The following is a 23,380-nucleotide window of genomic DNA, read 5'->3' on the forward strand; positions in this document are numbered from 1 at the left end:
GATGGAGGAGGGTGTCGATCCTTCGGCCGCGCCCCCCGTGCCGGATGGCTTGCCCGAGGGGCAGGCGATGCAGGCCGTGGCGGCCTTGTCGCAGAAGCGCGGATCGGGGCTGACGCGGTTTGCGGTCTGGGCCTTCGGGGCGCTGTTCAGCTTTGCGCTGTCGGTCGCGGCCTATGATTTCGTCCTGGGCCTGATGGCGCGGAACCTGGTGCTGGGCTGGGTGGCTTTCGGGCTGGTTGCGGTTGCGGTCCTTGGCGGCTTGCTGCTGGCCCTGCGCGAATGGGGGGCCTTCCTGCGGCTGGGGCGGCTGGACAGCTTGCGGATGCGGGCCGTCGAGGCGCGGACGGCGGCAGACCTGAAGGCGGCGCGGGGGGTGGTTGCGGGGATCGTCTCGCTGTACGCCGCGCGGGGAGATACGGCCTGGGGCCGGGCGCGGCTGGCGGAACGCGAGGGCGAGGTGATGGACGCCGATGCCCTGTTGGCGCTGGCAGAGCGCGAGCTTCTGACCACGCTGGATGCCGAGGCGCGGCTGGTGATCGAGGCGGCTGCGCGGCAGGTGGCGACGGTCACGGCGCTGGTGCCGCTCGCGCTGGCCGATGTGGCGACGGCGGCGGTGGCGAACCTGCGGATGATCCGGCGGATCGCCGAGATCTACGGCGGGCGGTCGGGGAGTTTCGGGAGCCTGAAGCTTCTCCGCCGGGTGTTCGGGTCGCTGGTGGCGGCGGGGGCTCTGGCGCTGACCGATGACATGATCGGGTCGGTCGCGGGGGGCGGAGTGCTGTCGAAACTGTCGCGCCGGTTTGGCGAGGGAATGGTGAACGGGGCCCTGACGGCGCGGGTGGGGGTGGCGGCGATGGAGCTGTGCCGGCCGATGCCCTTCGTGGCGCTGGAGCGGCCGGCGGTGTCATCGCTGGTCAGTCGGGCGTTGGCGGGGCTGGTCAACCGGTCGGAACGCTGATCCACCGGGCGCCGGACTTTTCGAAAAGTCCGGGTCGGAGCCTTCAAAGGCTCCGGTACGATTTCTTTGCAGAAATCGGCCTAGCGAAACCTGTCCAGAAGCCTCTGCATCGGGCTGCGGGTGTCCTCTTGCGGCTGAGGGGTGGGCGCTTGTGGCTCGGTCTTGTCCTTCGTCGTGGAGGACCGGGGCGGCGCGGTGCGCAAGCTGACGGCATTCATGAACTTCTGTCCGTCGCCCATGGCCAGAGCCTCGGCCCCGTCCGAGATGCCGCGGAGGAGGTCCTCCAGCCATTCTGCATCCGCCTTGGCGAAGTCATGAAGGACGTAAGCGGCAACCGCGTCCTTGTGGCCGGGGTGGCCGATGCCCAGGCGGACGCGGGCGTAGGCGTCGCCGAGGTGGCTGTGGATCGAGCGCAACCCGTTGTGCCCGGCATGACCGCCGCCCTGTTTCAGGCGCAGCTTGCCGGGCGCGAGGTCGAGCTCGTCATGGAACACGGTGACATCGGTCAGCGGCAGTTTCCAGAATGTGACGGCGGCCTGCACGGACTGGCCGGAGAGGTTCATGAAGGTCTCGGGCTTGAGCAGCGCCACCTTCTCGGTCCCGAGGCGCCCTTCGCTGACCAGCCCCTGGAAGGCCTTGCGCCAGGGGGAAAAGCCGTGGTCGGCGGCAATGCGGTCAACGGCCATGAAGCCGATGTTGTGCCGGTTGCCCGCATATTTCGCACCGGGATTGCCGAGGCCGACCCAGAGTTTCACCTTTGCTCTCCCGTTGCCTGCAATGGCTGCGGTATAGCTGCGGCAGCGGATCGAGACAACCGAGGGCACCTGATGCGCAGCTTCACCCTTCGCGGCCTGACGCTTTGGCTGCCCGAGGCGGCGCTGAAGGGGAACCTGGAGCGGGCGTTGTCGTCGGGTCGGTACGAGAACCACGAGGCGGACGCGCTGCTGCTGCATTTGCGGCCTGGGGACCGGATGCTGGACCTGGGCGCAGGGTTGGGGTTCATCTGCGCCTTGGCGGCAGGGGTGCTGGGCGAAGATGCGGTCATGGGGGTCGAAGCCGGGCCGGAGACGGTGAAGCTTGCCCGGCGGAACCTGGCGGCGAACGGATTTCCGGGCGTGAAGGTGCTGAAGGGCGCAGTGGTGGGTGACGGGACGGGCGAGGTGGAGTTCGGCCAGCGTCCCGCTTTCTGGGCCAGTGCGCGGAAGGGCCCGGAGGGTTGGCCGGAGAATGCCGAGGTCATCCGCGTTCCGGCGCGGCCCATCGGGAAACTGCTGGCGAAGTTCGCCCCCACGGCGATCTCGTGCGACATCGAGGGGGGAGAGCTGGAGGTGTTGACGCTCCCCCTGCCGGGCGTGAGGCTGGTGGTGGTCGAGACGCATCCGCAGGTCTATGGGCCCGAGGGCGTGCAGAGGATCACGGGCGCGATGCTGGCGCAGGGCTTTGCCGCGGCCGAGGGGGCGAAGAAGGATACGCTGGTGTTTCTTCGGGGGTGATGTCCCGGGAGGGGGCGGAATGCAATCGGGGGACCCGAAGGCCCCCCGCATCCTTGTCCTGGTGAAGGGACTCAGGCCGTTTCTTCGGCGTTCTCTTCCGCCACGAGGCCCGAGGGCGCCGTGACGTTCGCGATCACGAAGTTCCGGGCGATGGTCGGCTTGACGCCTGCTGGCAACTGGACGTCGTTGATGTGGATCACGTCGCCGATCTTCTTGCCGGTCAGGTCGACCGTGATGTGATCGGGGATATCGCCTGCCGTGACTTCCAGTTCCACCTCGGGACGGACCACGACCAGCGTGCCGCCGCGCTTCAGGCCCGGCGAGGCTTCGTGGTTCACGAACTCGACGTGGATGAACAGCTCGATCCGGCTGTCATCGTGGATGCGCATGAAATCGACATGCGTCGGCAGATCCTTGACCACATCGCGTTGCACACCCCGGCACACGACATGCACGTCAGGCTGGCCTTCGACCTTGAGGTTGAAGAGCGTCTGCAGGAACCGGCCCTGCCGCAGCTTGGTCAGAAGGTAGTTGTATTTCACCTTGATCGGCTGGGGCTCTTGCCCGTCGCCGTAGATGATGCCAGGTACGTAGCCCTCACGACGGGCTTGACGGGCGGCCCCCTTGCCTGTCCCCGTCCGTACCTCGGCCAGAAGATCGGTGATCTCGCGTGCCATAGGTTCTCTCCAATGTATAAGTCCGCCATCCTCCAAGGGTGCATGGCGCGACCGGGGGGGCTATAGCCACGAATCGTCAGGAAGGAAAGCGGGAAGTTGCGGGCCACGGCTGTCGCTTCTGCGGGTGTCGCTCTCGGTGGGGTGCGGCGTCGCGGGCAGGCAGGATGAACGCGGGCGAACGGGCTAGCTGTCATGCTCTTTCCCCCGGAGACGCGTTCGATGTTCCCCCTGTCCACCCTTGTCCATGCCCGGCCCGCCATTGCGGCCTTTGCGGCCATGGGGGTTCTCTGGGGGTCCTTTGCGGCCGTGCTGCCGGACCTGAAGGCGATGCTGGGCGTGGACGAGGCGCAGCTGGGCCTTCTGATCTTCTGCACGCCCATCGCGGCGATCTCGGCGATGCTGGCGGCCCCGGCGTTCGGAGCGGCCGTGGGGCGGGCCGCCCTGCCCGCCTCGGTCGCGCTGATGGGGCTCGCTTTCATGCTGCCCGGTCAGGCCTCGGTGATCTGGATGTTCCCGCTGGCCATGGCCTGCGCGGGCGCGGCCACGGGATTGACCGATGTGCTGATGAACGCCCGCGTCGCGGCGATGGAGACCTCGCGCGGGCTGCATCTGATGAATCTGACCCATGCGGCCTATTCCTTCGGCTATGCGGGGGGTGCGGTCCTGACCGGAGTGTTGCGCGGGGCGGGCTGGGGGCCGGGCTGGGTGATGGCGACGATGGGCGGGATCGGCCTTTTCTGCGCGCTGGCGACGCTGGAGCGGGATGGCCGGATCGAGGGGCTGCGCAAGCCCAAGGACGGCAGCGCACTGCCCCTGGGCCTGGTGCCGGTGATCGGCGGCGGCATCGTGCTGATCGCCTTCATGACCGAAAACGCATCCGAGAACTGGTCGGCGCTGCACATCGAAAAGACCCTGGGCGGCAGCCCCGAAGAGGGCGCGCTGGGGCCTGCCATGCTGGCGCTGACCATGGGCTTTGCGCGGCTTGGCGGGCAGGCGCTGGCGGGCCGCATCGACCCGTTCACGATCCTGCGCGGCGGGGCGGTGATCGCGGCCATCGGCGCGCTGATCGTGGCACAGGCGGGGTCGCCCCTGATCGCCTATCTGGGGTTCTTCATCACCGGGATCGGCGCCTCGGTCCTGGCGCCCACGGCCTTTTCACTTGTCGGACAGTACAGTGCCCCCGAAGCGCGCGCCCGCGCCATCGCCCGGGCGACGCTGCTGGGCTATTTCGGCTATTTCGTCGGCCCGCCGCTGCTGGGACTGATCGCCGGGACCTTCGGGTTGCGCATGGCCTTCGTCTTTGCTGCCTGCCTTGTGGGCATGGTCTTCGTCCTGGCGCCGCTGATGGCGCGTCAGCGCACCTGAACCTCGAGGAAGCGCGGACCGTCCTGCGGGGTGTCGAGGATTTCGGCCAGCTCGGCCGGGTCCTGACCCACGCTTGCAAAGGGCAGATCGCAGGCCATGGCGAAATGCTCCATGTCCAGAGGCGAAGGTTCGCAGCCGAGAATGGGGCTGACTTTCGCCTGCCGCATCGCATCGGCGATCTCGCGGAAACCGGCGTTGTTCCAGACGATGAAGGTGATCGGCAGCCTTTCGTCCAGCGCGGTGCGCAGCTCTCCGGGCGAGAATTGCAGGCCGCCGTCGCCGATCAGGCACACGACGGGAACGCCAGGAGCGGCAAGGGCGGCACCGACGGCGGCGCCGGGGGCGTAGCCGAGCGCGCCGTAGCCTGTGGCCGCGTTGAACCAGCCGCCGGGGCGGTCGTGGTCATAGTAGAGGTTCGCGGCATAGACCGGCTGGGTGCTGTCGCCGACGATGATCGCCCCCGGCATCGCATCGCGGATCGCCTCGACCATGTCCAGCTGGCCGGGCATCGCTGCGGACAGGGTGGCAAGTTCCGCCCGTGCGGCCTTGCGTGTGGCTTCGGCCCGTTCCGCCCCTTCGCGGTTGGCGCGGATCGTCATCGGCAACAGCGCGGCCATCATCGCCCCGGCATCCGCCTTGATCGGCATCCTGGCGGGGTGCCGGGCAAGTTGCTCGGCGCAGATGTCGATGCGGATCATGCCGGACAGGTCCGGCACGCGGCCGTTGACATACATGTCATAGTCGGTCGGCCCAAGCTCGGTGCCGATGGCGAGGATCTGATCGGCCTCGGCGATCAGCTTGCGGACTGCGGCGAGGCTGGGCGAGGCGGGCACCGAAAGGCGGTGGCCGAACATCGCCCCGCGTGCGTTGACGGTCTGGATCACCGGGGCGTCGATGGATTCCGCCAGCTTCTGCAGATGCGCCTCGGCCCCACGGGTGCCGCCACCGGCGAGGATGACGATCTTCTCGGCCTCGTTCAGCACCGTGGCGATGCTGCGGAGCCGACCCAGCGGCAGCGGCACCGCGCTGCCCGAAACCACGGGCGGCGGCAGGTCCGGGCAGGGCTGACCCATCATGTTCGTCGAGATCTGGATATGCGCGGGGCCGGGCCGACCCGCCGTCATCGCGGCGAAGGCGCGGTCCAGGACCTCGCCCAGTGTCCTGGGGTCGGTCACGGTTTCGGTGTGGCAGAGCGCGGCGACCATGGCCCCCTGATCGGGGAGTTCGTGGAGACGGCCAAGGCCCTTGCCCAGCGTGTCGCTGCGGCCAAGGCCCGAGACCACCAGCATGGGCACAGAGTCCGCCCTTGCCTGCGCCATTGCGGTAAGCGTGTTGGTCAGGCCGGGGCCGGTGATGACGAAGGCTGCGGCGGGTTTGCCCGCGACCCGGGCATAGCCGTCGGCCATGAAGCCCGCGCCCTGTTCGTGGCGCGGCGTGACGTGGCGGATCTTGCCCCCGGCGGCGGCGAGGCCGCGATAAAGTTCGATCGTGTGGACGCCGGGGATGCCGAAGACCGTGTCGATCCCGCGCGCGATCAGGCCTTCGACAAGGCGGATGCCGACGGTGGTCATGCTGCGTTCCCTAGAATGCTGGCCGCGTGGGCGGCGATGCGGGTGGCGGCCTCAAGGGTCCGGTCGTCGGGTTGCGTGAGCGACAGGCGCAGCCAGCCCTGAAGCCCGGCCCCGAAACTTTCGCCGGGCATGACGGCAACCTTCTGCCGGTCCAGAAGCCCGCTGGCGAAGGCCTCGCCCGACAGGCCGGTGGCGCGGACGTCGACCAGCGCGAACATGCCGGCCTCGGGCCGGTGGACACGCAGGCCGCCCACGCCATCCAGCGTCTGCGCAAGGATCGCCGCGCGGCGCGAGAAACGCTGAACCATCCCCTCGGCCACCGGGGAAGGTTCGGAAACTGCAAGTTCGGTGAGGTCCGCAATGAAGGGTTGCGAGCCGAAAAGCATGGTTTCCGAAAGTGGCAGCATCCGCGCGCAGAACTCTGCCGGGCCGACGCACCAGCCGGAGCGGAAGCCGGGCGCAGCATGGGACTTGGAGATCGAGGAAGCGACGACAGTGCGTTCGGCCAGTTCGGGGAAGTCCAGCGGCGAGGCGAAGGGGACGTTCGGGAACACCATATCCTCGTAGACCTCGTCCGAGAGGATCCACAGGTCATGCGCCTGGGCCAGGGCCCCCAGCGCGCGAATGTCCTCGGCGCGCAGCACGGCACCCGTGGGGTTGTGCGGGGTGTTGAGGAACAGGACACGGCTGCGCGGCGTGATCCGGGCCGCCACATCGGCAACCTGCATGCGGAAACCGTGTTCCGGGCGCAGCGGAACCGGCACCGCCAGCGCGCCGGTCTGGGCGATCAGGCCTTCGTAGGTGGCATACATCGGGTCGCCGATCAGCACCTCGTCCCCCGCCTCGACCAGGGTGCGCAGCACGGCGTAGAGGACAGTCTGGGTGCCGGGCAGGCACATGATCTGATCCCGGCCGATCTCGCGCCCGCGGCGGGCCGTATAGCGCGCCGCCAGTGCTGCGACGAGGCCGGGTTCGCCCCGCCCGTTGGAATAGCCGGTGCGGCCCGCCGCCATCGACCGCGCCGCCGCCTCGATGAACCGGGCGGGCGTCGGCACGTCGGGTTCGCCGATGGTCAGCTCGATGATCTCCTCGCCTGCGGCCTTGAGCGCGCGGGCGCGGGCGTGCAGCGCCCATTTCGCCCCACCCAGTCCAGCCAGCCGGTCGGTGACAGAGGCGTATCTCATCCGGTTTTCCTTCCAAAGTCCGGCAGCAGCGCAGTATGGGCCAGGAGGTCCACCCCAAGGATCGCCCCGGCCGAGGCGAGACCGATCGAGACGATCTCGCCCGGTGCAAAGCTTGCCGACAACAGCGAACCCTCGACCCAGAGCCCGTCGATCAGCGCGTTGCAGGCAATCGCCTCGCGGCGGGTCTGGCCCGGTTCGGTGTCGCGCGGCAGCGCCTCGATCAGCCGTTGCAGCGTGTCGCGATAGGCCAGATAGCCCGCCTCGTGCACCGCCAGAAGTTCGGGATCGCTGCGCACCTTGTGCATGTAGCCCGCCCAGAGCACCACCGACCCCGCATCCAGCACCGGCGGGCGCAACGATGCAGCGATGAAAGCGGCCAGACGCTCGGCCGGCTGAGCCCCCACCCCTTCGATCGCATCCGCGCCCTTGGCAGTCATCCCGTCCATCAGCGCGCGATAGGCGGCGCGGTTGAGTTGATCCTTGGACTGGAAATAATGCCGGATGAGCCCCGGCGTGACCCCTGCGCGTTCGGCGATGGCGCGGACGGTCGCAGCCTCGGGCCCGCCTTCGGCCACCAGCTCTTGCGTGGCCGCAATCAGCGCGGACCGGCGGTTCTCTTCGCTTTCGCGGCGGTAAAGGCGGCGGGAGCTTTGCATCGGGTCACCTGTTATACGACCGTATAAGCGATGCATTGTGCCAGAAAGTCAAGCGGTTGGCACCAGATCGACGCGTTAATCGCCGTGGACGTCCTTGTGGATGATGACATCGGCATGGGGATAGGCGGCAAGGATGGCCCGGCGCAGGCCGGCTCCGATGGCGTGGGCCTCGCGCAGGGACTGGTCTCCGTCCAGCTCGATATGCAGGTTGACGAAGACGCGGCTTCCGGCCCGGCGGGTCTTCAGGTCGTGAAAGCCGCGCACCCCCGGCCAGTCGCGGGCAATGCCGGCAATGCCGTTCAGGATCGTCGGATCGGCTGCCCGGTCCATCAGCGCGTCCCAGGCGTCCTTGCCGATCCGCAGCGCCCCGATGGCCATGACCCCCGCGGCAAGGAGCGCGACCACCGCATCCACCGAGCCGATCCCGAACCGGCTGGAGATCCACAGCGCCAGGATCGCACCCAGGCTGGGCAGAAGGTCGCCCAGGTAATGCAGCCGGTCCGCCGCGACGACCTTGCTTCCGGTCCTGCGCGCCACGCGGCCCTGCCACCAGACCAGCCCCAGCGTCAGCGCGATCGAGATGACCATGACGATCAGCCCGCGCCCTTCGGAGGCCAGTTCGGGCGGCGTCTCGGCGGATAACCGGGCAACGGCCGTCCAACTTATCAGGCCCGCCGAGACCATGATGAAGGCCGATTGCCCCAGCGCGGTCAGGTCCTCGGCCGAAGTATGGCCGAAGGCGTGATCCTCGTCCGCCGGGCGGGCGGCATAGACGATGGCCGCAGCAGCACCAAGCGACATCACAAGGTCCATCGCGCTGTCGGCCAGCGAAGCGGCAATGGACAGGGCCCCAGTCTCGGCCAGCGCCCAGAGCTTCAGCGCGACCAGCACCCCGGCCACCAGGACCGAGGCAATGCCGGCCGAGATCGTCAGCCTTACCTTGCCTTGGGGCGGGTCATTCGATGATTTCATCGGCATTCACGCCCCAGACTGCGGTTTTGCGGATCCAGCCGCGCATACCGTCAAGCGACACCCGGCACCAGTCGGGATTGCATTCCAGCACGCGCCCGACAACGCCGAGTTCCGCCTGGGCGATCACCGTGGCGCTGTCGGAGGGGTCGTCGCGCAGTTCCGCCATGTCCAGCGTCACCAGAACGGTGCGGACCCCGGACAGGAGCGAATAGTGCACCCAGCCGCCCGCGCCTTCGAAATCCTCGACCCGGCGCCAGTTCTCGTATTCGGCGGTGATCTTCAGCGGCATTCCCGCGCGGGTGAAGACCCAGTCGATCCGGTGCGTCAGGCCGGGCCCGCGCCGGGCATTGCCCTCGCTGCCCTTCAGCGACACGAACCGCGGCAAGGGCAGGTTCGTCACACAGCCGACATCGGGCTGGCACTGCTTTTCCGGCGGCTTCTCTGCGGCGACAGGGGAATCGGTTTCCTGGGCCGCAAGGGACGTGCCGCACAGCGCACCCAGAAGTGCCAGAACGCCCGCAATCCGCATCATCTTGTCGCCTCATCGGGTGTCGCGCTGCGCGCCACCGCCACCGTTACCGCTCTACCTGGGACTTGTGCATCGCCCCGCTTGTCGGCACCTTGCCCCAAGGACGCCGGATTTGGAAGTGTCGGGGAGATCGCCATGCCTGCCAGCCGCCTGACTGTGGTCGTGACGCGACGCCTGCCCGAAGTGGTCGAGACGCGGATGAAAGAGCTGTTCGACGTCGAACTGCGCGACCCGGACCTGGCCATGACGCGCGAGGAACTGGCCGACGCGATGCGGCGGGCGGATGTGCTGGTGCCGACGATCACCGACACGATCGACGCGGGCCTTCTGGCGCAGGCGGGCGAGAAGCTGAAGCTGATCGCCAATTACGGGGCGGGGGTCGACCATATCGACGTGGCAACGGCGCGGCAGCGGGGGATACTCGTGTCCAACACCCCCGGCGTGTCCACCGAGGATACCGCCGACATGGTGATGGCGCTGATGCTGGCGGTGATCCGCCGCATCCCCGAGGGGTTGCGGATCATGCAGTCGGGCAGCTGGACCGGCTGGTCGCCGATGGCCAATCTGGGCGGCCGGCTGGGCGGTCGGCGGCTGGGGATCCTGGGGATGGGCCGGATCGGCCAGGCGGTCGCGCGGCGGGCGCGGGCCTTCGGGCTGCAAGTGCATTACCACAACCGCAAACGCCTGCGCCCCGAGATCGAGGCCGAGCACGAGGCGACCTGGTGGGAAAGCCTGGACCAGATGCTGGCGCGGATGGACATCGTTTCGGTCAACTGCCCGCATACGCCCTCGACCTTCCACCTGCTGAACGCGCGGCGGCTGAAGCTGATGAAGCCGACAGCGGTAGTGGTGAACACCTCGCGCGGCGAGGTGATCGACCAGAACGCCCTGACCCGGGCGCTGCGGGCCGGAGAGCTGGCCGGGGCGGGGCTTGACGTCTACGAACAGGGCACCGACATCAACCCGCGCCTGCTGGAACTGCCCAACGTCGTCCTTTTGCCGCACATGGGCTCGGCCACGCTGGAAGGCCGGATCGAGATGGGCGAGAAGGTCATCATCAACATCAAGACCTTCGCTGATGGCCACCGACCGCCGGATCAGGTCGTCCCCGGCATGTTCTGACCGCAGCCGCGAGGCACGTCGTGCCGCATGGGTTGTGTCCGAACCCTTGGCTTCCACAACCTGGTGGCGAAGCTCCCCATTTTTCTGTGGAGAAACTGTTTCCACTGGTGCGGATTGGATTGCGGCGCACTGTCCCGCAGACTAAGCGTCGGGGACGAAGCTGCGGCCCTGGAGCCGCAGCCGTCGGGACATGGAGAGAAAAGAATGCAGGAATTCCTGAAAGCGGCCGTGATTGCCGCCACATCGCTTGGCGCCTCGGTCGCTCATGCCGGCGGTCCGGTCATCATCGAGGAAGAGGGCCAGCCGGAAGTCGTCGCCGAGTCGCCCCGTTCGGGCTGGATCGTGCCGGTCGTGATCGGCCTGGCGCTGGTCTGCGCCATCGCGTGCGGTGGCGGCGATGATGATCCGGCACCCGATACGGGAAGCAAATAAGTCCAATCCGATCTGTCGTGCGCCCCCCCCGGGCCAGATCGGGGACGCCTTCCGAAAGCCTTCTGGCAGACTGACTTGCTGGACGCACATGCGACCAGCGGGGCGGTTACTGTTGCAATTGGGCCAAATTCTGCCACGGATTTGACCCGGCAACCACGAATCCGTTGTGCCGATCCTGTCACCTGCCTAGCGTTTGACTCGGGCCGGTGGGTGCCGGTACCGGAAGTCTCCGGACAACAGAAAGGACACTCCATGATGAAATCTACCGCGCCGTTGCTGGCGCTTGCGATGACCGCGTCCTCTGCCTTCGCGGGCGGCCCGGTCGTTGTCGAGGAGGAAGGCCAACCGGAAGTCGTCGCGGAATCGCCGCGCTCGGGCTGGATCGTCCCCGTGGTTGTCGGCCTGGTGCTGATCTGCGCCATTGCCTGCGGCAATGACGATGAGGAAACCGGTCCGCCGCCGCCTACGCCGGCTCCGTGACGCCCGGCTGAAGACCAACAACGCGATTTCCTGACGCGGCGGTCAGCGTGAAGCGCCGCGTCAGTTCTTGCGTTCGCCGAAGCGGGCGCGCTGTGATGCCAAGCGGGTTTCGCGCTTTGCTCTTCCATCGCCACGCGGGCCTTGCTTTCCGACTGGCCGTGGCAGTTCGTCGCCGCCACCTTCGCTCCCGTCACTTTCGCAGTCTTTCCGGCCCTGCGACGACTGCTGTCAGCCTGTGCGGCGATCGGCGTGCCAGCCAGCACAGGCGGTTTCCCAGGCCCGCTTTGGTGCAGTCCTGCCGCGGGAAAGCGACCGGACGGCCGCCCGGCGAGCAGGAAACACGAAGCTGTGAGGCATCTTTGATACAGGTGCCGACTGTCGAACAGGACAGGCGGCAATCCGCTTGCAATTCGTAAATTCCGATGCGATGCGAGTCTCATCCGATGGGGTGATGCCGTCGCGTGAAAGAAGGGAAAGTGGAAATGAAACGTATTGCTGCATCTGTTCTGGCGCTCACCAGCGCGTTCAGCTCGACCGCCTTTGCTGGCGGCCCGGTCATGGTCGAAGAAGAAGGCCAGCCGGAAGTCGTTGCCGAATCGCCGCGTTCGGGCTGGATCGTTCCGGTCGTCGTCGGCCTGGTGCTGGTCTGCGCCATCGCCTGCGGAAACGACGACAACAACGGCGAATAATGTTCGGCCGTCGCGCGCCGGCTGAAATGTGACGGCCGCGCGACCCGACATTGACAGGCCTTGACGGCGGCGCCTTGGCGCTGCCGTCTTTTTTTATCGCCCGCCAGACTGCGGTCGCTCTGCCGCTTTGGCCTGCCGACAGGCGAACTGGTGCATCTTTGGCACAGCCTGTTGCATCTGTGCTGCGGCAATTCCGCTTGCGCTTGAAGCGCGGGATGCATCGCGGGACTGTCGGGCGTCGGCCGGATCAGAGCCGCAAAAAAAGACATGAGGAAAAGCAGATGAAGAAAATTGCAACCGCCGCACTGGCGTTTTCGATCGCTTTCGGCACCACGGCCAGCTTTGCCGGTGGCCCGGTGGTCATCGAAGAGGAAGGCCAGCCGGAAGTCGTCGCAGAATCGCCCCGTTCGGGCTGGATCGTGCCGGTCGTCGTGGGCCTGGTGCTGGTCTGCGCCATCGCTTGCGGCAATGACGACGAAACCCCGACGCGGACGGGTGTCCGCGGCTAAGGGTCTCTGGATCACTGCGTGATTTCGGCGCGGCGGTCCGCGTGACACGCCGCGCCTTTCCCGGGCCGACCGCCGCCCTCCCCCGGTTCCGACCGTCGGGACCGGGGCACCTTGCGCAAACGCTCAGGCCCGGATGCGCGCGCCGTCCGGATCGTACGGCGGCGCCAGAGACAGGTCCGCGGGCGTCTCCTCCCCTGCGATGACCAGCGCATAGCGCCCTGCGCCCAGCCAGATGTCGGTCACGCCCGCCGGGTTGCGCACATAGCCAAGGCCGATGCTGGCCCCGACCGTATAGCCATACCCGCCCGAGGTGAGATAGCCAACCGGCTTGCCATCCCGCAGGATCGTCTCGCGCCCGACCAGCACCGCATCGGGGGCGGTCACGGAAAAGCCCACCAGCCGCTTGCCCATGGGCTGAGCGACCTGCGCCTCCAGCGCCGCCCGTCCAAGGAAGGGCAGGCCGGATTTCAGCTTCACCGCCCAGCCCAGGCCCGCCTCGAAGGGTGTGTCGTTCGGCGTGATGTCCGCAGACCAGGCGCGATAGCCCTTTTCCAGCCGCAGGCTTTCCAGCGCCCGATACCCCACCGGACGCAAGGCCGGATCCGCCGCGATCAGCCAGTCGTAGACCGTGCCCAGATCGCCAGTCGGGATGTGCAGCTCCCAGCCCAGTTCGCCGACATAGGTCACCCGCAACGCCCGGACCCGGACCCCGGCCACCGCGATCACACGCGCCGACCCGAAGGGCATGGCGGCGTTCGACAGGTCTGCCTCGGTGACACTGGCCAGCCGATGATGCCACCCCCGATGACGACGATCCGGGCCTGGGCTGGAAGGGTCATGTCTGGCGATCCCGTGCGCGTATCAGACCGGACCGAAGCGCCCTGCCCCGCCGATCCTTCCCGACAGGTTGGTGCGGCATCAGGGGGAACAGAAGCCGTCTCTGCGGCCCTGCGACAGGGGCGCAGCTTTCCCCTTGCCCCCACCGCCCCGCCCCGATAAACGGACAGGCGGAGACGTGGCCGAGTGGTCGAAGGCACGCCCCTGCTAAGGGCGCAGACCCGAAAGGGTCTCGAGGGTTCGAATCCCTTCGTCTCCGCCATCATCATTGAAATATTTGGATAATTCGGCGCGTCCTGTTCCGGGCACTAAATGGGCACTAAAGCCATCCGCGCTTTGCCTGTTGACTTAGTCGGCAGGGGGCACGCCTCGACAGGTGATCGGTTCACGCTTTCGTGAGCGTGTTCCGTGGTAAGCCGGGACAAGCCCTGGGCTGCTCGTCAGGCGCGCGCCTGCCTGTGCTCCTGTCCTCGTCCGGGAACAGTCCCCGCAGCGGTGGCGCTGGGTTGGCAATTTCCCCCCGGCACTGGCGGCAGGTTCGGACAGGGGGAGGGGCGGACGCTGAGAGCGTGCCGGACGTGGACAGAGACCGCGTCGGACGTGGACGCCGTCCAGGTCCGGCTGCCTTCCACGTCCGGGCCGGGACCGCCCCCCGGCCTCCCCCGCGCGGACGACCGAAATATCTCTACCCGTCACACAAAAAGTGGCAATTCTCCCAACTTTTTGACAAGGCAGACAACGGGTTATGCAGAGCCGATCTGTCAGGATGGCAGAAGCTGACGCTCGGGAACCAGTCGTATCGGCAAGCGGGAGTATAGCAGAGAGTGGGATTGCTCAGGTAGCCATTCACGGCCCAAACCAGGAACACCATAGCAGCATATGCGCAGGCTGGGCATGGAGCGCCGGATGCTCTGCCAGCGTCCGCCCGTCAAGCCCGACCGATAGCGGACTTGGTCAGGCCAGGAAATTCGTAGGGACCAATCGGCATTGGTCGGATTTCTGGTTCTGTTTCCCATGCCACCACTTCGGTCGTTGACACAGATCAGAGTGTACGCGCGATCGGCAGAGTATTGTTTTCTTGGATATTGACCGTCTAGCGTCCGTCTGGACCGTTCGCGGGCCGGGAGAAGCAGATGACGACACCGGAACTACAGAAGCGGGATGAACCCTCTGGAGAGGCCGCAATATCCTCTGCAGAGGCAGGTGAGCGACGTTTGCCAGCCGTGCGCCCGACACCTGTGTCTCCAGTCCCGAGGCCATCGAAGCGTATCTGGATCTGGACCGTTGGCCTGGTTCTGGCCGGGGGCGCGGGTCTCGGCCTTGTCCTGCAGCCTTGGGCGAGCGGTCCGGTGCCTGTTGCGGTCGAAACCGTCATGCCGGCGCCGGTGACACGGGTTCTGGCCGTGAACGGCAGGATCGAAGCCCTTCATTCGGTTGATGTGCGGGCGCAGGTTGGCGGCACGCTGGCCGATCTGTCGGTCGTCGAAGGCGACATTGTGCAATCAGGCGGGATTGTCGCGCGGATAGACTCCACTGCCCAGCAGGCTGTCCTGCGGCAGGCCATTGCGGGACTGGATGCCGCCCTGGTTGCTCAGGCGCAGGCGCAGGCGACCCTTGAACGGACGCGCGCGCTTGGGACCAATGTCGCCCGCACCGCACTGGAAAACGCAGAAACCGCCGCGCAGACGGCCGCACAGGAGGTGGCGCGCATGACGGCCTTGGTCGATCAGGCCAAGATCCAGCTTGCCAACTTCACCATTCGCGCACCGATGACCGGGACGGTTCTGACCCTGAATGTTGACCTGGGCCAGACCATCGACCCCACGACCGTGCTGATGACGATTGCCGATCTGGGCCAGCTGATCGTCGAGACGGATGTGGACGAGGCCTATGCCACGCAGATCCGGGCGGGCATGCCGGCCGTGTTGCAACTCTCCGGCGAGACGGCCACGCGCGAAGGCCGGGTGAGCTTTGTGTCGCAGCGAGTGGATGCAGCGACCGGCGGTCTGGCCGTGAAGCTTGCCTTTGCCGATCCGGTGATGGCGCCGGTCGGCCTGACGGTCACCGCCAACATCGTCATCGAGCAGCGCGACGCCGCGCTGACCGTGCCGCGCACCGCGCTGCGCACCGAGGATGGCAGGCCGGCGGTGCTGGTCGTCGCGGAAGGGATCGCCCGGACACGGCCGGTGAGCGTGATCGACTGGCCGGCCGCGCGGTTGATCGTGGCCGACGGGCTGGTGCCGGGTGACGTGCTGATCGTGGATGCGACCGGCATCGCGGACGGGCAGTCAGTGCGCATGGAGCAACCCTGATGCTCTATGGCCTGAAGATCGCCCTGCGCTACCTGACCGCGAGCAAGGCGCAGACGGCCCTTCTGGTGCTGGGCGTCGCCGTGGGTGTGTTCATCTTCATCTTCATGTCGGCTCTGATCGGGGGGCTGGCAGAGTTCATCCTGGCGCGCACCGTGGGAGACATCAGCCATGTCACGATCAAGGCCGAGGATGCCGACCCTGCGATCCTGATCTCGGCCGAAGGACATGTCCTTGCCGCCGTCGAACGGGGCCGTGCCCGCACCGCCACGCTGGCCGACGCCGCGACCTGGGTTCCATTGATCGAGACGGTGCCCGGCGTCATCGCGGTCTCGCCGCAGATCACGGGTGCAGGGTTCCTGACGCGCGGGGCGCAGGTGGCGCAGGTCAGCGTGACGGGACTGGAACCGGGGCGGGAATCCGCGATCCTGAATCTGGACGGCTACATGGTCGAAGGGACGGCCCGTCTGGGGTCGGGTCTGATCGTGCTGGGGCAAACTCTGGCCGATGACCTGTCGCTGCGGCTTGGCCAGACCCTGCGTCTGCAATCCTCGGGCGGTGTCTCGATGGTGCTGACGCTGAGCGGCATCTACAAGACCGGCAACGGCATGATGGATCGCAGCAGCATCTTTGTCAGCCTGCCCACCGCACGGACGCTGTTCGCCCTACCGCAAGGCGTGACCCGGATCGAGATCAAGCTGAATGATCTCAATTCCGCGGACGCCACGGCGCTGCGGATCCGTGCGCTGACGGGGCTTGACGCCGTGCCATGGACTGACGGCGCCGAGCAACTGATGGAGGCGCTGAACGCGCAGGCTCAGACCGGGTATTTTCTCAAATCCTTTGCACTCGTCACCATCGTGATCGGCGTCGCCTCGGCGCTGCTTCTGTCCACCTACCGGCGCCGGCCGGAGATCGGGATCATGCGGGCGATGGGGGCCGGACGCGGGTTCGTGGTCTTCGTGTTCGTGACTCAGGGCGCGATGGTGGGGCTTCTGGGCGGGCTGTCTGGGGCAGCACTCGGCTATCTGGCGCTGCTGCCATTTCCCACGCGCGAGGCCTTCCGGCCCGGCACCCTGCCCATGGATATCACCCAAGGTTCCTACGGATTGGCGATCATCCTGACCGTCCTGGGCGCGGTCCTCGCCTCGATCCTGCCGGCGCGCGCCGCGGCCCGGGTCGATCCGGTCACGGCGATCGGGCAATGAGTGCGCTGGTCGAGGTCGAGGACCTGGTCAAGACGTTCGGCACGGGCGAGGCCGCAACGCGGGTGCTGCGTGGTCTGTCACTGACACTTCGAACCGGAGAGTTGACCGCCCTTTTGGGGCCGTCCGGGTCGGGCAAGAGCACGCTTCTCACCATCCTTGGCACGCTGATGAAGCCCACTTCGGGCAATCACCGGATGTTGGGGGTGGATCTGGTCCAGGCCGACGACCGGGCGCTGACGGCGTTCCGTAACCGGCACATCGGCTTTGTCTTCTAGTTCCACAACCTGCTGCCCGACTTTACCGCCCTGGAGAACGTGATCTTCCCCTCTGCCGTGCGCGAGGGGCGCGAAACGGCTGCGGCACGGGCGCGCGGGCGTGAACTGCTTGCCCGGATGGGGTTGGCCGAGCGTATCGACTTTCCCTCGACCAACCTGTCCGGCGGGCAGAAGCAGCGCGTGGCTGTCGCGCGCGCGCTGATGAACCGCCCCGAACTGGTGCTGGCCGACGAGCCCACGGGCAATCTGGACCGTGCCTCGGCGATGCAGGTGATGGACCTGATCGCCCAAATCAACCGCGACGAGGGCACGACGTTCCTGATCTCGACCCATGACGAGAAGATCGCGAGCCTTTGTCGGCGGCAGATCGTCGTCGCGGACGGCAAGGTGACCGGATAGGGCGCTGCGGCACCCTCATCTGCTCATGAAGGGCTGATGGATATCGCTGCCGCACTTGCGCACGTTCTGCTGCTTCGCTGCATGAAACGCGGCCACGTCACCAGCCTTGCCGGATCTCTCGAGAAGGCGGCCGGCCAGTTCGTCCGAGATCGCGTCCATGAAAAGCTCGGCCAGCAGCAATCTGGCCTAGTCGCGGACATAGCCCCGTCCATCGACATGGAGCTGCACTATGGGAGCGGATGCATTGATGATGATCTTGCGCTTGTCGGCATCGTAGACTGCACGGATCGCGGCGTCCGGCAGTGCCCGGAATTCGTGACCATGAACATGTCGAGTTCATGGTCCCGGGGCACCCGGTTTCTGCGAACATGACCTAAGTCAAGGCTTTCCCTCCGACTGCCAAGCAATGACAGTTTCGATCAACCCGAAAAGGAATGCCCATTCTGAAGAAAGTGCTTCCCCTTCTGGCGCTGGCCTTGGAGCAATACAATGCCTGGGTGCTGGAACGGCAATGCCTCAAGTCGCGCATCCGGCCCGAGGACGTGGCCGATCTTGCGCTGTTCCTGTGTTCGGACGCGGCGCGCATGATCTCGGGTCAGAACATCGCCATCGACGGCGGGTGGTGAGGGCGCCGCGGTGATCGAACTGCGCGCTGGGGCGGCAAGGGCTCTGGTCGGAGCCCGGCACGGGGCGGCTCTGGCGGCGCTGGAAGTCGCGGGGCGACCGGTCCTGCGCCCGTTGCGGGCGGGAGGCGAGGCGGACCCCTTCGCCTGGGCCATGAACATCCTCGCCCCGTTCTCGAACCGTGTTTCGGTTCCCGTTCTGGTGGACGGGAAACCGGTGCGTCTGACACCGAACCTTGCCGGAGAACCCTTCCCGATCCATGGCGATGCCTTCCAGAGGCCCTGGCAGGTGCAAGGACATGCCCCCGACACGGTCTGCCTCGAGCTGCCGGACGGGGCCTTCGGACCCCTGCGCCATGCGGCGCGGCTGACCTATCGCCTTTGCCCGGACAGCCTTGATGCCTTCTTGGTGCGGCGCAACAGGGCGGATGGCCCCCTGCCCTTCGGCGGCGGTTTCCATCCGTGGTTTCCACGTTCCGAACTCACGCGGATTGCCTTTCAGGCAAATGGCTGGTGGCCGGAGAACGACCGGCACCTGCCCCGGACGCAAGCGCCGGAGCCGATCCCCGATGCGCTGGATTACCGGGGGCTTCGGCTGCTTCCCGAGGGCTGGGTCAATGCAGGCTTCGACGGCTGGACCGGTTCGGCCCTGATCCGGCAGGGGCCGGAGGCCATGTCCTGCACGCTGGAGGCAACGGGCCTTTCGACCCTGCTGCTTTATTCGCCGGGAAGTGCGGCCGATTTCTTCTGCCTTGAACCCGTCTCGCATCCGGTGGATGCACATGCCCTTGCCGGCCATCCCGGCCTGCGGTTTCTTCGGCCGGGTGAAACGATGGCCTTCGGCATGACCCTGACCTGGAGATCCGTGAATGCAGACCCTTCCGCCTGATGCCACCCTTCTCGGCCGTATCTGGAACCCCGAGGTTCAGGGCCCATCGGTCGTGACGCTGCGGGACGGGGTGGTCTGGGACATCACCGCGCGCGAGGCCCCTCTGGTTCGTGACATCTGCGAGATGGACGATCCCGCCGGCTATGTCCGTGCGGCGGCGGGCCGCAGGGTTGCGGCGCTCGACGAGTTGCTCGCGGCGAAGGTCGGCGACCTGTCGGTGCCGCATCTGCTGGCGCCTTGCGATCTGCAGGCGATCAAGGCCTGCGGCGTGACCTTCGCGGGCTCGATGGTGGAGCGCGTGATCGAGGAACGCGCGGGCGGCGATCCTGCCCGCGCGGAAGAGATCCGCCGGCGCGTCGGCACGGCAATCGGGGATTCGCTGCGCAACATCCGGCCCGGTTCGCCCGAGGCGATGGCCGCCAAGGCCGCGCTTCAGGCCGAGGGCTTGTGGAGCCAGTATCTGGAGGTCGGAATCGGCCCGGATGCCGAGGTCTTCTCGAAGGCGCAGGTCCTGTCCGCCGTGGGGCATGGGGCCGAAATCGGCCTGCACCCCGTTTCCAGATGGAACAACCCCGAGCCGGAGGTGGTGCTGGCCGTCTCCTCGAAGGGCCGGATCGTGGGGGCGACGCTTGGCAACGATGTGAACCTGCGCGATGTCGAGGGGCGTTCGGCGCTTCTGCTCTCCAAGGCCAAGGACAACAACGCCTCCTGTTCCATCGGGCCGTTCCTGCGCCTGTTCGATGCGGGCTTCGGGCTGGATGACGTGCGCCGCGCCGAACTGACGCTCCGTGTCGAGGGGCCGGACGGCTTTGTTCTGGACGGAACATCCTCGATGTCGCAGATCAGCCGCGATCCGGCCGATCTGGTCTCGCAGACGATCGGACGTCATCATCAGTATCCCGACGGCCTGATGCTGTTTCTGGGAACGCTCTTTGCCCCGACGCAGGACCGCGGCGAACAAGGTGGCGGGTTCACGCACAAGATCGGGGACAAGGTCATCATCTCCGCACCGGGCCTTGGCGCCCTGTGCAACAGCGTGAACCTTTCCACCCATTGCCCGGAATGGACCTTCGGGATACGGGCCCTGATGGCGAACCTGGCAAGGCGGGGACTGCTGTAGGCACCGACCCCGGCCGCCGTTGCGGGCTCGGTGGCCGACCGGCGATACCCAAGCTGGGCCAGCTGGCTCGGCAAGGCGATGGCGGGATAGGGCAAGCGCCGGGCACCCGGCACATCCACCCCCCTGAACAGCCGGTGCCTCGCATCACCGGTCGCGCTACGCTACGACTTTGCGGGCGCCTGCGCAGCACGAGGCTCCTCAAGAACGATGTAGCGCCAGTCCTGACTCTCGGCATGGCGGATCGCGCTTGCGGCATCGGGAAACTGCAGCCGGATGGTCCGACAGGGATCGTCGCCTGTGGTCCAGCCCATCAGCGGGTCAAGCTCCGGCGCGCCGGAGGGCTCGAACTCCAGAACCCAGTGGCGCGGACGCGGTGCCGATTGCGTCGCCGACCGTGCGGGCCGGCGGATGATCGCCAGCGGCACATCGGGACTGCGCATGTCGGTCCCCGGGATGCGTGGTGCGGACAAGGGTCGATTGCGGCCATGATCCATCGCGATTGCTCCTGTCTTTCGAAAGATCGGATTGGCAGATCCGGACAACTCCCTTGAGGGTTGAGTTTCCGCTTTCTTTCGACATAGTAAGCATCTGAGTTTTGGCGCGTTTCCGTTCAAGAGCAGAGAATGGCCCGGCCTGCCCCGTGGTGGTGCGGACCGGCGGGCATGGTTGGTCGTGGGCTGCGCCACCACGGGGGCGCTGACCGCGCAGTGGGCTTGACCGGACTTTGGCGCAAGAGGGCAGAAGAAGAGAGGCCAAGCATGAACAAGGAACAGCAGATCAACATCTGGTACTGGATCGCGGCCTTTTTTCTGCTGATGCTGTTCCAGTCCTGGTGGCAGGGGGCCTCGGTCACCGAGCGCATCCCCTATTCGCGCTTCATCGAACTGCTTGAGAAAGACCAGATCGCCGAGGTGCAGGTGCAGACCGAACGGGTGATCGGTCGCTACCGCGAACCCCGCGACGGCGCGGAGTATTTCATCACCAACATCGTCCCCGAGGACCTGACCCGGCGGCTGGAGCAGTCGAGCGCCGAATATGACGGCACGGTGACCAACACCTTCCTGTCGCAGCTTCTGTCCTGGGTGCTGCCGGTGCTGGTCTTCTACGGCCTCTGGATGCTGGTGTTCCGCAAGATCGCCGAAAAGCAGGGCTTCGGCGGCATGATGACGGTCGGCAAGTCGAAGGCCAAGGTCTATGTCGAGAAGGACACCGGCGTCACTTTCGCCGACGTGGCCGGGATCGACGAGGCCAAGGCCGAGTTGCAGGAGATCGTGAGCTTCCTGAAGGAGCCGCAGAAATACGGCCGGCTTGGCGCTCGCATCCCCAAGGGCATCCTGCTGGTGGGCCCCCCCGGCACCGGCAAGACGCTGGTCGCCCGCGCCGTGGCGGGCGAGGCCGGGGTGCCGTTCTTTTCCATCTCCGGCTCGGAATTCGTGGAAATGTTCGTAGGCGTCGGCGCCGCCCGGGTGCGCGACCTGTTCGAGCAGGCCCGCAAGGCCGCGCCCTGCATCATCTTCATCGACGAGCTGGACGCGCTGGGCAAGAAGCGCGGCGTGGGCGCCTTCGGCGGCGGGCATGACGAGAAGGAGCAGACGCTGAACCAGCTTCTGACCGAGCTTGACGGCTTCGACCCGCGCGAGGGGATCGTGCTTCTGGCCGCGACCAACCGGCCCGAGATCCTGGACCCCGCGCTGTTGCGCGCAGGCCGCTTCGACCGGCAGGTGGTGGTGGACCGCCCCGACAAGACCGGGCGCGCGGCGATCCTGCGGGTGCATCTGAAGAAGGTCAAGCACGAGGGGCTGGATGTGGACCAGATCGCCGCGCTGACCCCGGGCTTTTCGGGCGCAGAACTGGCGAACCTGGTCAACGAGGCCGCCATCCAGGCCACCCGCCGCGGGGCCGAGGCGGTGACCATGGCCGATGTCGTCGCCGCGATCGAGCGCATCGTTGCGGGGCTCGAACGCAAGGGGCGGCTGCTGAACCCCAAGGAACGCGAGGCGGTGGCCTGGCACGAGATGGGCCATGCGCTGGCCGCGGCCTCGCTGCCCGGCGCGGACCCGGTGCAGAAGGTCTCGATCATCCCGCGGTCCATCGGCGCGCTTGGCTACACCATGACGCGGCCCACCGAGGACCGCTTCCTCATCACCCGGGCGGATCTGGAAAACCGCATGGTGGTGCTGCTGGCGGGCCGGGCGGCCGAGGATCTGGTGCTGGGCGAGATCTCGACCGGGGCGGCTGACGACCTCGCCCGCGTCACCGACATCGCCCGCCAGATCGTCACCCGTTTCGGGATGCACCCCGATCTGGGCCAGGCCGTGCTGGAGCCCGAGCGGCAGAGCTTTCTCGGCGACGGTGCGCCGGGGCTGAGCCCGCGCGATTTTTCCGAGGCGACCGCCCGCGAGGTGGATCTGGCCGTGCGCGCCCTGATCGACGCCGCCTATGCGCGGGCGAAACAGGTGCTGACCGACCGGCGCGCCGATCTGGAGGCCGGCACACGGCTGCTGCTCGAACGCGAAACCATCACGCCCGACGACTTCCCGGCACTCAAGCCCGTGGCCCAGGCGGCGGAGTAGCCCGATGTCGGTGCGCTCGGACTGGAAGGATTTCCTCGACCGCTGGAAGGTGCTGACCTTCTACCAGCGCTTCGAGCAGCTTGTGACGCTTGCGCTCTCGGCCCTGCTGATCGTGGTCATCCTTGCCGCGATGTGGAACCTGTTCCTGCGCGTCACGGTGGGGTTGGTGATCGAAGGCGCGCTGGACCCCACCGACCATGCGGTGTTCCAGGCGGTGTTCGGCGCGATCTTCACCGTCATCATCGCGCTGGAGTTCAAGCGTTCGATCGTGGTCTCGGTCGAGACGCATGACACCGTGTTCCATGTGCGCACCGTTGTGCTGGTGGCGCTGCTGGCGCTGTTGCGCAAGTTCATCATCCTCGATCTGGACAAGACCGACGCCGCCACCATCGCCGCGCTGGCCTTGGCAACGCTGGCGCTGGGGGGCATCTACTGGATCATCCGCCGGCAGGACAGGGAAGCCATGGTTCAGGGCAGGCGCATCGCCGATCGGGATTGACCGGGATCAAG

The 23,380-nt window shown here is 67.0% G+C and carries 25 protein-coding genes, 1 tRNA gene and 1 pseudogene; 17 read left to right on the forward strand and 10 right to left on the reverse strand.

Features of this window, described 5'->3' with window-relative positions; all coding sequences use genetic code 11:
• Window position 1: 1 nt before the first annotated feature.
• Entirely contained in the window at window positions 2-958 is a 957-nt protein-coding gene (locus D5084_RS07750) for a YcjF family protein (RefSeq protein ID WP_238382572.1), read from the forward strand.
• Window positions 959-1,038: 80 nt separating this feature from the next.
• On the opposite strand, the gene pth is transcribed toward D5084_RS07750, so the two are convergent.
• Window positions 1,039-1,713, reverse strand: a complete 675-nt coding sequence (gene pth, locus D5084_RS07755) for an aminoacyl-tRNA hydrolase (RefSeq protein ID WP_128514959.1) — start codon at window positions 1,711-1,713, stop codon at window positions 1,039-1,041.
• Window positions 1,714-1,785: 72 nt separating this feature from the next.
• Between pth and D5084_RS07760 the strand changes: the two genes are divergently transcribed.
• Window positions 1,786-2,451: an FkbM family methyltransferase gene (locus D5084_RS07760; protein WP_128514960.1), complete on the forward strand. Its 666-nt coding sequence runs from the start codon at window positions 1,786-1,788 to the stop codon at window positions 2,449-2,451.
• A 71-nt stretch (window positions 2,452-2,522) separates the two neighbouring features.
• Here D5084_RS07760 and D5084_RS07765 read toward each other — a convergent pair whose 3' ends face one another.
• On the reverse strand, window positions 2,523-3,128 hold the full coding sequence (locus tag D5084_RS07765) for a 50S ribosomal protein L25/general stress protein Ctc (RefSeq protein ID WP_128514961.1): 606 nt from the start codon (window positions 3,126-3,128) through the stop codon (window positions 2,523-2,525).
• A gap of 219 nt (window positions 3,129-3,347) precedes the next feature.
• Here D5084_RS07765 and D5084_RS07770 point away from each other — a divergent pair, with 219 nt between their 5' ends.
• On the forward strand, window positions 3,348-4,493 hold the full coding sequence (locus D5084_RS07770) for an MFS transporter (RefSeq protein WP_128514962.1): 1,146 nt from the start codon (window positions 3,348-3,350) through the stop codon (window positions 4,491-4,493).
• Here the strand turns inward: D5084_RS07770 and D5084_RS07775 are convergent.
• The 5 genes from D5084_RS07775 to D5084_RS07795 form a co-directional block, all read right to left on the reverse strand.
• Window positions 4,481-6,064 (reverse strand): 5-guanidino-2-oxopentanoate decarboxylase, encoded by a 1,584-nt coding sequence (locus D5084_RS07775; RefSeq protein WP_128514963.1) that lies wholly within the window; start codon window positions 6,062-6,064, stop codon window positions 4,481-4,483. The two genes, D5084_RS07770 and D5084_RS07775, sit on opposite strands and share 13 nt — an antisense overlap.
• Window positions 6,061-7,248 (reverse strand): pyridoxal phosphate-dependent aminotransferase, encoded by a 1,188-nt coding sequence (locus D5084_RS07780; RefSeq protein ID WP_128514964.1) that lies wholly within the window; start codon window positions 7,246-7,248, stop codon window positions 6,061-6,063. The genes D5084_RS07775 and D5084_RS07780 overlap by 4 nt, the downstream gene beginning before the upstream one ends.
• Complete coding sequence (locus D5084_RS07785; protein ID WP_128514965.1) at window positions 7,245-7,904, reverse strand: TetR/AcrR family transcriptional regulator; 660 nt, start codon at window positions 7,902-7,904, stop codon at window positions 7,245-7,247. Before D5084_RS07785 ends, D5084_RS07780 begins: the two co-directional genes overlap by 4 nt.
• A gap of 75 nt (window positions 7,905-7,979) precedes the next feature.
• Complete coding sequence (locus D5084_RS07790) at window positions 7,980-8,876, reverse strand: cation diffusion facilitator family transporter (protein WP_128514966.1); 897 nt, start codon at window positions 8,874-8,876, stop codon at window positions 7,980-7,982.
• On the reverse strand, window positions 8,860-9,408 hold the full coding sequence (locus D5084_RS07795) for an SH3 domain-containing protein (protein WP_128514967.1): 549 nt from the start codon (window positions 9,406-9,408) through the stop codon (window positions 8,860-8,862). Before D5084_RS07795 ends, D5084_RS07790 begins: the two co-directional genes overlap by 17 nt.
• A 132-nt stretch (window positions 9,409-9,540) precedes the next feature.
• On the opposite strand from D5084_RS07795, the gene D5084_RS07800 reads away from it, so the two are divergent.
• The 5 genes from D5084_RS07800 to D5084_RS07820 all read left to right on the forward strand — a co-directional run bounded on the left by D5084_RS07800 (window position 9,541) and on the right by D5084_RS07820 (window position 12,637).
• A complete protein-coding gene (locus tag D5084_RS07800) occupies window positions 9,541-10,527 on the forward strand; it encodes a 2-hydroxyacid dehydrogenase (protein ID WP_128514968.1) in 987 nt (328 codons plus the stop codon).
• Between the two features lie 204 nt (window positions 10,528-10,731).
• Window positions 10,732-10,959, forward strand: coding sequence for a hypothetical protein (locus D5084_RS07805; protein WP_128514969.1), 228 nt, complete (start codon window positions 10,732-10,734; stop codon window positions 10,957-10,959).
• 252 nt (window positions 10,960-11,211) lie between these two features.
• Window positions 11,212-11,439, forward strand: coding sequence for a hypothetical protein (locus D5084_RS07810; RefSeq protein ID WP_128514970.1), 228 nt, complete (start codon window positions 11,212-11,214; stop codon window positions 11,437-11,439).
• 482 nt (window positions 11,440-11,921) lie between these two features.
• Window positions 11,922-12,128 carry a hypothetical protein gene (locus D5084_RS07815; RefSeq protein ID WP_128514971.1) on the forward strand — a complete coding sequence of 69 codons (207 nt, stop codon included), beginning with the start codon at window positions 11,922-11,924 and terminating at the stop codon, window positions 12,126-12,128.
• A gap of 281 nt (window positions 12,129-12,409) precedes the next feature.
• The gene (locus D5084_RS07820) at window positions 12,410-12,637 is read left to right on the forward strand and encodes a hypothetical protein (protein ID WP_128514972.1); all 228 of its coding nucleotides are present in this window, start codon (window positions 12,410-12,412) and stop codon (window positions 12,635-12,637) included.
• 123 nt (window positions 12,638-12,760) lie between these two features.
• On the opposite strand, the gene D5084_RS07825 is transcribed toward D5084_RS07820, so the two are convergent.
• The gene (locus D5084_RS07825; RefSeq protein WP_354001216.1) at window positions 12,761-13,486 is read right to left on the reverse strand and encodes an aminomethyl transferase family protein; all 726 of its coding nucleotides are present in this window, start codon (window positions 13,484-13,486) and stop codon (window positions 12,761-12,763) included.
• Window positions 13,487-13,646: 160 nt separating this feature from the next.
• Between D5084_RS07825 and D5084_RS07830 the strand changes: the two genes are divergently transcribed.
• From D5084_RS07830 to D5084_RS07845, 4 genes and pseudogenes are all read left to right on the forward strand, one after another.
• Window positions 13,647-13,736: transfer RNA gene (locus tag D5084_RS07830), tRNA-Ser, on the forward strand.
• Between the two features lie 871 nt (window positions 13,737-14,607).
• Window positions 14,608-15,786 carry an efflux RND transporter periplasmic adaptor subunit gene (locus tag D5084_RS07835; RefSeq protein WP_128514974.1) on the forward strand — a complete coding sequence of 393 codons (1,179 nt, stop codon included), beginning with the start codon at window positions 14,608-14,610 and terminating at the stop codon, window positions 15,784-15,786.
• Entirely contained in the window at window positions 15,786-16,991 is a 1,206-nt protein-coding gene (locus D5084_RS07840) for an ABC transporter permease (RefSeq protein WP_128514975.1), read from the forward strand. The genes D5084_RS07835 and D5084_RS07840 overlap by 1 nt, the downstream gene beginning before the upstream one ends.
• Window positions 16,988-17,665: pseudogene (locus tag D5084_RS07845) on the forward strand (ABC transporter ATP-binding protein). The gene D5084_RS07840 and the pseudogene D5084_RS07845 overlap by 4 nt, the downstream one beginning before the upstream one ends.
• A 15-nt stretch (window positions 17,666-17,680) precedes the next feature.
• On the opposite strand, the gene D5084_RS18335 reads toward D5084_RS07845, so the two are convergent.
• The gene (locus tag D5084_RS18335) at window positions 17,681-17,845 is read right to left on the reverse strand and encodes a hypothetical protein (RefSeq protein WP_155523107.1); all 165 of its coding nucleotides are present in this window, start codon (window positions 17,843-17,845) and stop codon (window positions 17,681-17,683) included.
• 254 nt (window positions 17,846-18,099) lie between these two features.
• On the opposite strand from D5084_RS18335, the gene D5084_RS07850 reads away from it, so the two are divergent.
• Genes D5084_RS07850 through D5084_RS07860 form a run of 3 tightly spaced genes read left to right on the forward strand, consistent with a single transcriptional unit; the run spans window position 18,100 to window position 20,297 of the window.
• Window positions 18,100-18,291: an SDR family oxidoreductase gene (locus tag D5084_RS07850; RefSeq protein WP_128514976.1), complete on the forward strand. Its 192-nt coding sequence runs from the start codon at window positions 18,100-18,102 to the stop codon at window positions 18,289-18,291.
• Between the two features lie 10 nt (window positions 18,292-18,301).
• Window positions 18,302-19,177 carry an aldose 1-epimerase gene (locus D5084_RS07855; protein ID WP_128514977.1) on the forward strand — a complete coding sequence of 292 codons (876 nt, stop codon included), beginning with the start codon at window positions 18,302-18,304 and terminating at the stop codon, window positions 19,175-19,177.
• Window positions 19,158-20,297: a fumarylacetoacetate hydrolase family protein gene (locus tag D5084_RS07860; RefSeq protein ID WP_128514978.1), complete on the forward strand. Its 1,140-nt coding sequence runs from the start codon at window positions 19,158-19,160 to the stop codon at window positions 20,295-20,297. The genes D5084_RS07855 and D5084_RS07860 overlap by 20 nt, the downstream gene beginning before the upstream one ends.
• Before the next feature lie 161 nt (window positions 20,298-20,458).
• Here D5084_RS07860 and D5084_RS07865 read toward each other — a convergent pair whose 3' ends face one another.
• Window positions 20,459-20,737 carry an NADH dehydrogenase ubiquinone Fe-S protein 4 gene (locus tag D5084_RS07865; RefSeq protein ID WP_238382568.1) on the reverse strand — a complete coding sequence of 93 codons (279 nt, stop codon included), beginning with the start codon at window positions 20,735-20,737 and terminating at the stop codon, window positions 20,459-20,461.
• 318 nt (window positions 20,738-21,055) lie between these two features.
• On the opposite strand from D5084_RS07865, the gene ftsH reads away from it, so the two are divergent.
• Window positions 21,056-22,870, forward strand: a complete 1,815-nt coding sequence (gene ftsH / locus D5084_RS07870) for an ATP-dependent zinc metalloprotease FtsH (protein ID WP_128514980.1) — start codon at window positions 21,056-21,058, stop codon at window positions 22,868-22,870.
• 4 nt (window positions 22,871-22,874) lie between these two features.
• Window positions 22,875-23,369, forward strand: coding sequence for a phosphate-starvation-inducible PsiE family protein (locus tag D5084_RS07875; protein WP_128514981.1), 495 nt, complete (start codon window positions 22,875-22,877; stop codon window positions 23,367-23,369).
• Window positions 23,370-23,380: the final 11 nt, after the last annotated feature.

It is taken from the genome of Tabrizicola thermarum (assembly GCF_003574395.1).
GTDB lineage: Bacteria > Pseudomonadota > Alphaproteobacteria > Rhodobacterales > Rhodobacteraceae > Tabrizicola > Tabrizicola thermarum.

Excerpts from the sequence above, each read along its gene's own strand:
- D5084_RS07860 (WP_128514978.1), top strand. The coding sequence starts at position 19,158 with ATGCAGACCCTTCCGCCTGATGCCACCCTTCTCGGCCGTATCTGGAAC.
- D5084_RS07795 (WP_128514967.1), bottom strand. The coding sequence starts at position 9,408 with ATGATGCGGATTGCGGGCGTTCTGGCACTTCTGGGTGCGCTGTGCGGC.
- D5084_RS07835 (WP_128514974.1), top strand. The coding sequence starts at position 14,608 with ATGACGACACCGGAACTACAGAAGCGGGATGAACCCTCTGGAGAGGCC.
- D5084_RS07840 (WP_128514975.1), top strand. The coding sequence starts at position 15,786 with ATGCTCTATGGCCTGAAGATCGCCCTGCGCTACCTGACCGCGAGCAAG.
- D5084_RS07750 (WP_238382572.1), top strand. The coding sequence starts at position 2 with ATGGAGGAGGGTGTCGATCCTTCGGCCGCGCCCCCCGTGCCGGATGGC.
- D5084_RS07810 (WP_128514970.1), top strand. The coding sequence starts at position 11,212 with ATGATGAAATCTACCGCGCCGTTGCTGGCGCTTGCGATGACCGCGTCC.
- D5084_RS07770 (WP_128514962.1), top strand. The coding sequence starts at position 3,348 with ATGTTCCCCCTGTCCACCCTTGTCCATGCCCGGCCCGCCATTGCGGCC.
- D5084_RS07785 (WP_128514965.1), bottom strand. The coding sequence starts at position 7,904 with ATGCAAAGCTCCCGCCGCCTTTACCGCCGCGAAAGCGAAGAGAACCGC.
- D5084_RS07815 (WP_128514971.1), top strand. The coding sequence starts at position 11,922 with ATGAAACGTATTGCTGCATCTGTTCTGGCGCTCACCAGCGCGTTCAGC.
- D5084_RS07805 (WP_128514969.1), top strand. The coding sequence starts at position 10,732 with ATGCAGGAATTCCTGAAAGCGGCCGTGATTGCCGCCACATCGCTTGGC.
- D5084_RS07820 (WP_128514972.1), top strand. The coding sequence starts at position 12,410 with ATGAAGAAAATTGCAACCGCCGCACTGGCGTTTTCGATCGCTTTCGGC.
- D5084_RS07775 (WP_128514963.1), bottom strand. The coding sequence starts at position 6,064 with ATGACCACCGTCGGCATCCGCCTTGTCGAAGGCCTGATCGCGCGCGGG.
- D5084_RS07765 (WP_128514961.1), bottom strand. The coding sequence starts at position 3,128 with ATGGCACGCGAGATCACCGATCTTCTGGCCGAGGTACGGACGGGGACA.
- D5084_RS07760 (WP_128514960.1), top strand. The coding sequence starts at position 1,786 with ATGCGCAGCTTCACCCTTCGCGGCCTGACGCTTTGGCTGCCCGAGGCG.
- D5084_RS07850 (WP_128514976.1), top strand. The coding sequence starts at position 18,100 with ATGCCCATTCTGAAGAAAGTGCTTCCCCTTCTGGCGCTGGCCTTGGAG.
- D5084_RS07780 (WP_128514964.1), bottom strand. The coding sequence starts at position 7,248 with ATGAGATACGCCTCTGTCACCGACCGGCTGGCTGGACTGGGTGGGGCG.
- D5084_RS07865 (WP_238382568.1), bottom strand. The coding sequence starts at position 20,737 with ATGCGCAGTCCCGATGTGCCGCTGGCGATCATCCGCCGGCCCGCACGG.
- D5084_RS07800 (WP_128514968.1), top strand. The coding sequence starts at position 9,541 with ATGCCTGCCAGCCGCCTGACTGTGGTCGTGACGCGACGCCTGCCCGAA.
- ftsH (WP_128514980.1), top strand. The coding sequence starts at position 21,056 with ATGAACAAGGAACAGCAGATCAACATCTGGTACTGGATCGCGGCCTTT.
- D5084_RS07875 (WP_128514981.1), top strand. The coding sequence starts at position 22,875 with ATGTCGGTGCGCTCGGACTGGAAGGATTTCCTCGACCGCTGGAAGGTG.
- D5084_RS07790 (WP_128514966.1), bottom strand. The coding sequence starts at position 8,876 with ATGAAATCATCGAATGACCCGCCCCAAGGCAAGGTAAGGCTGACGATC.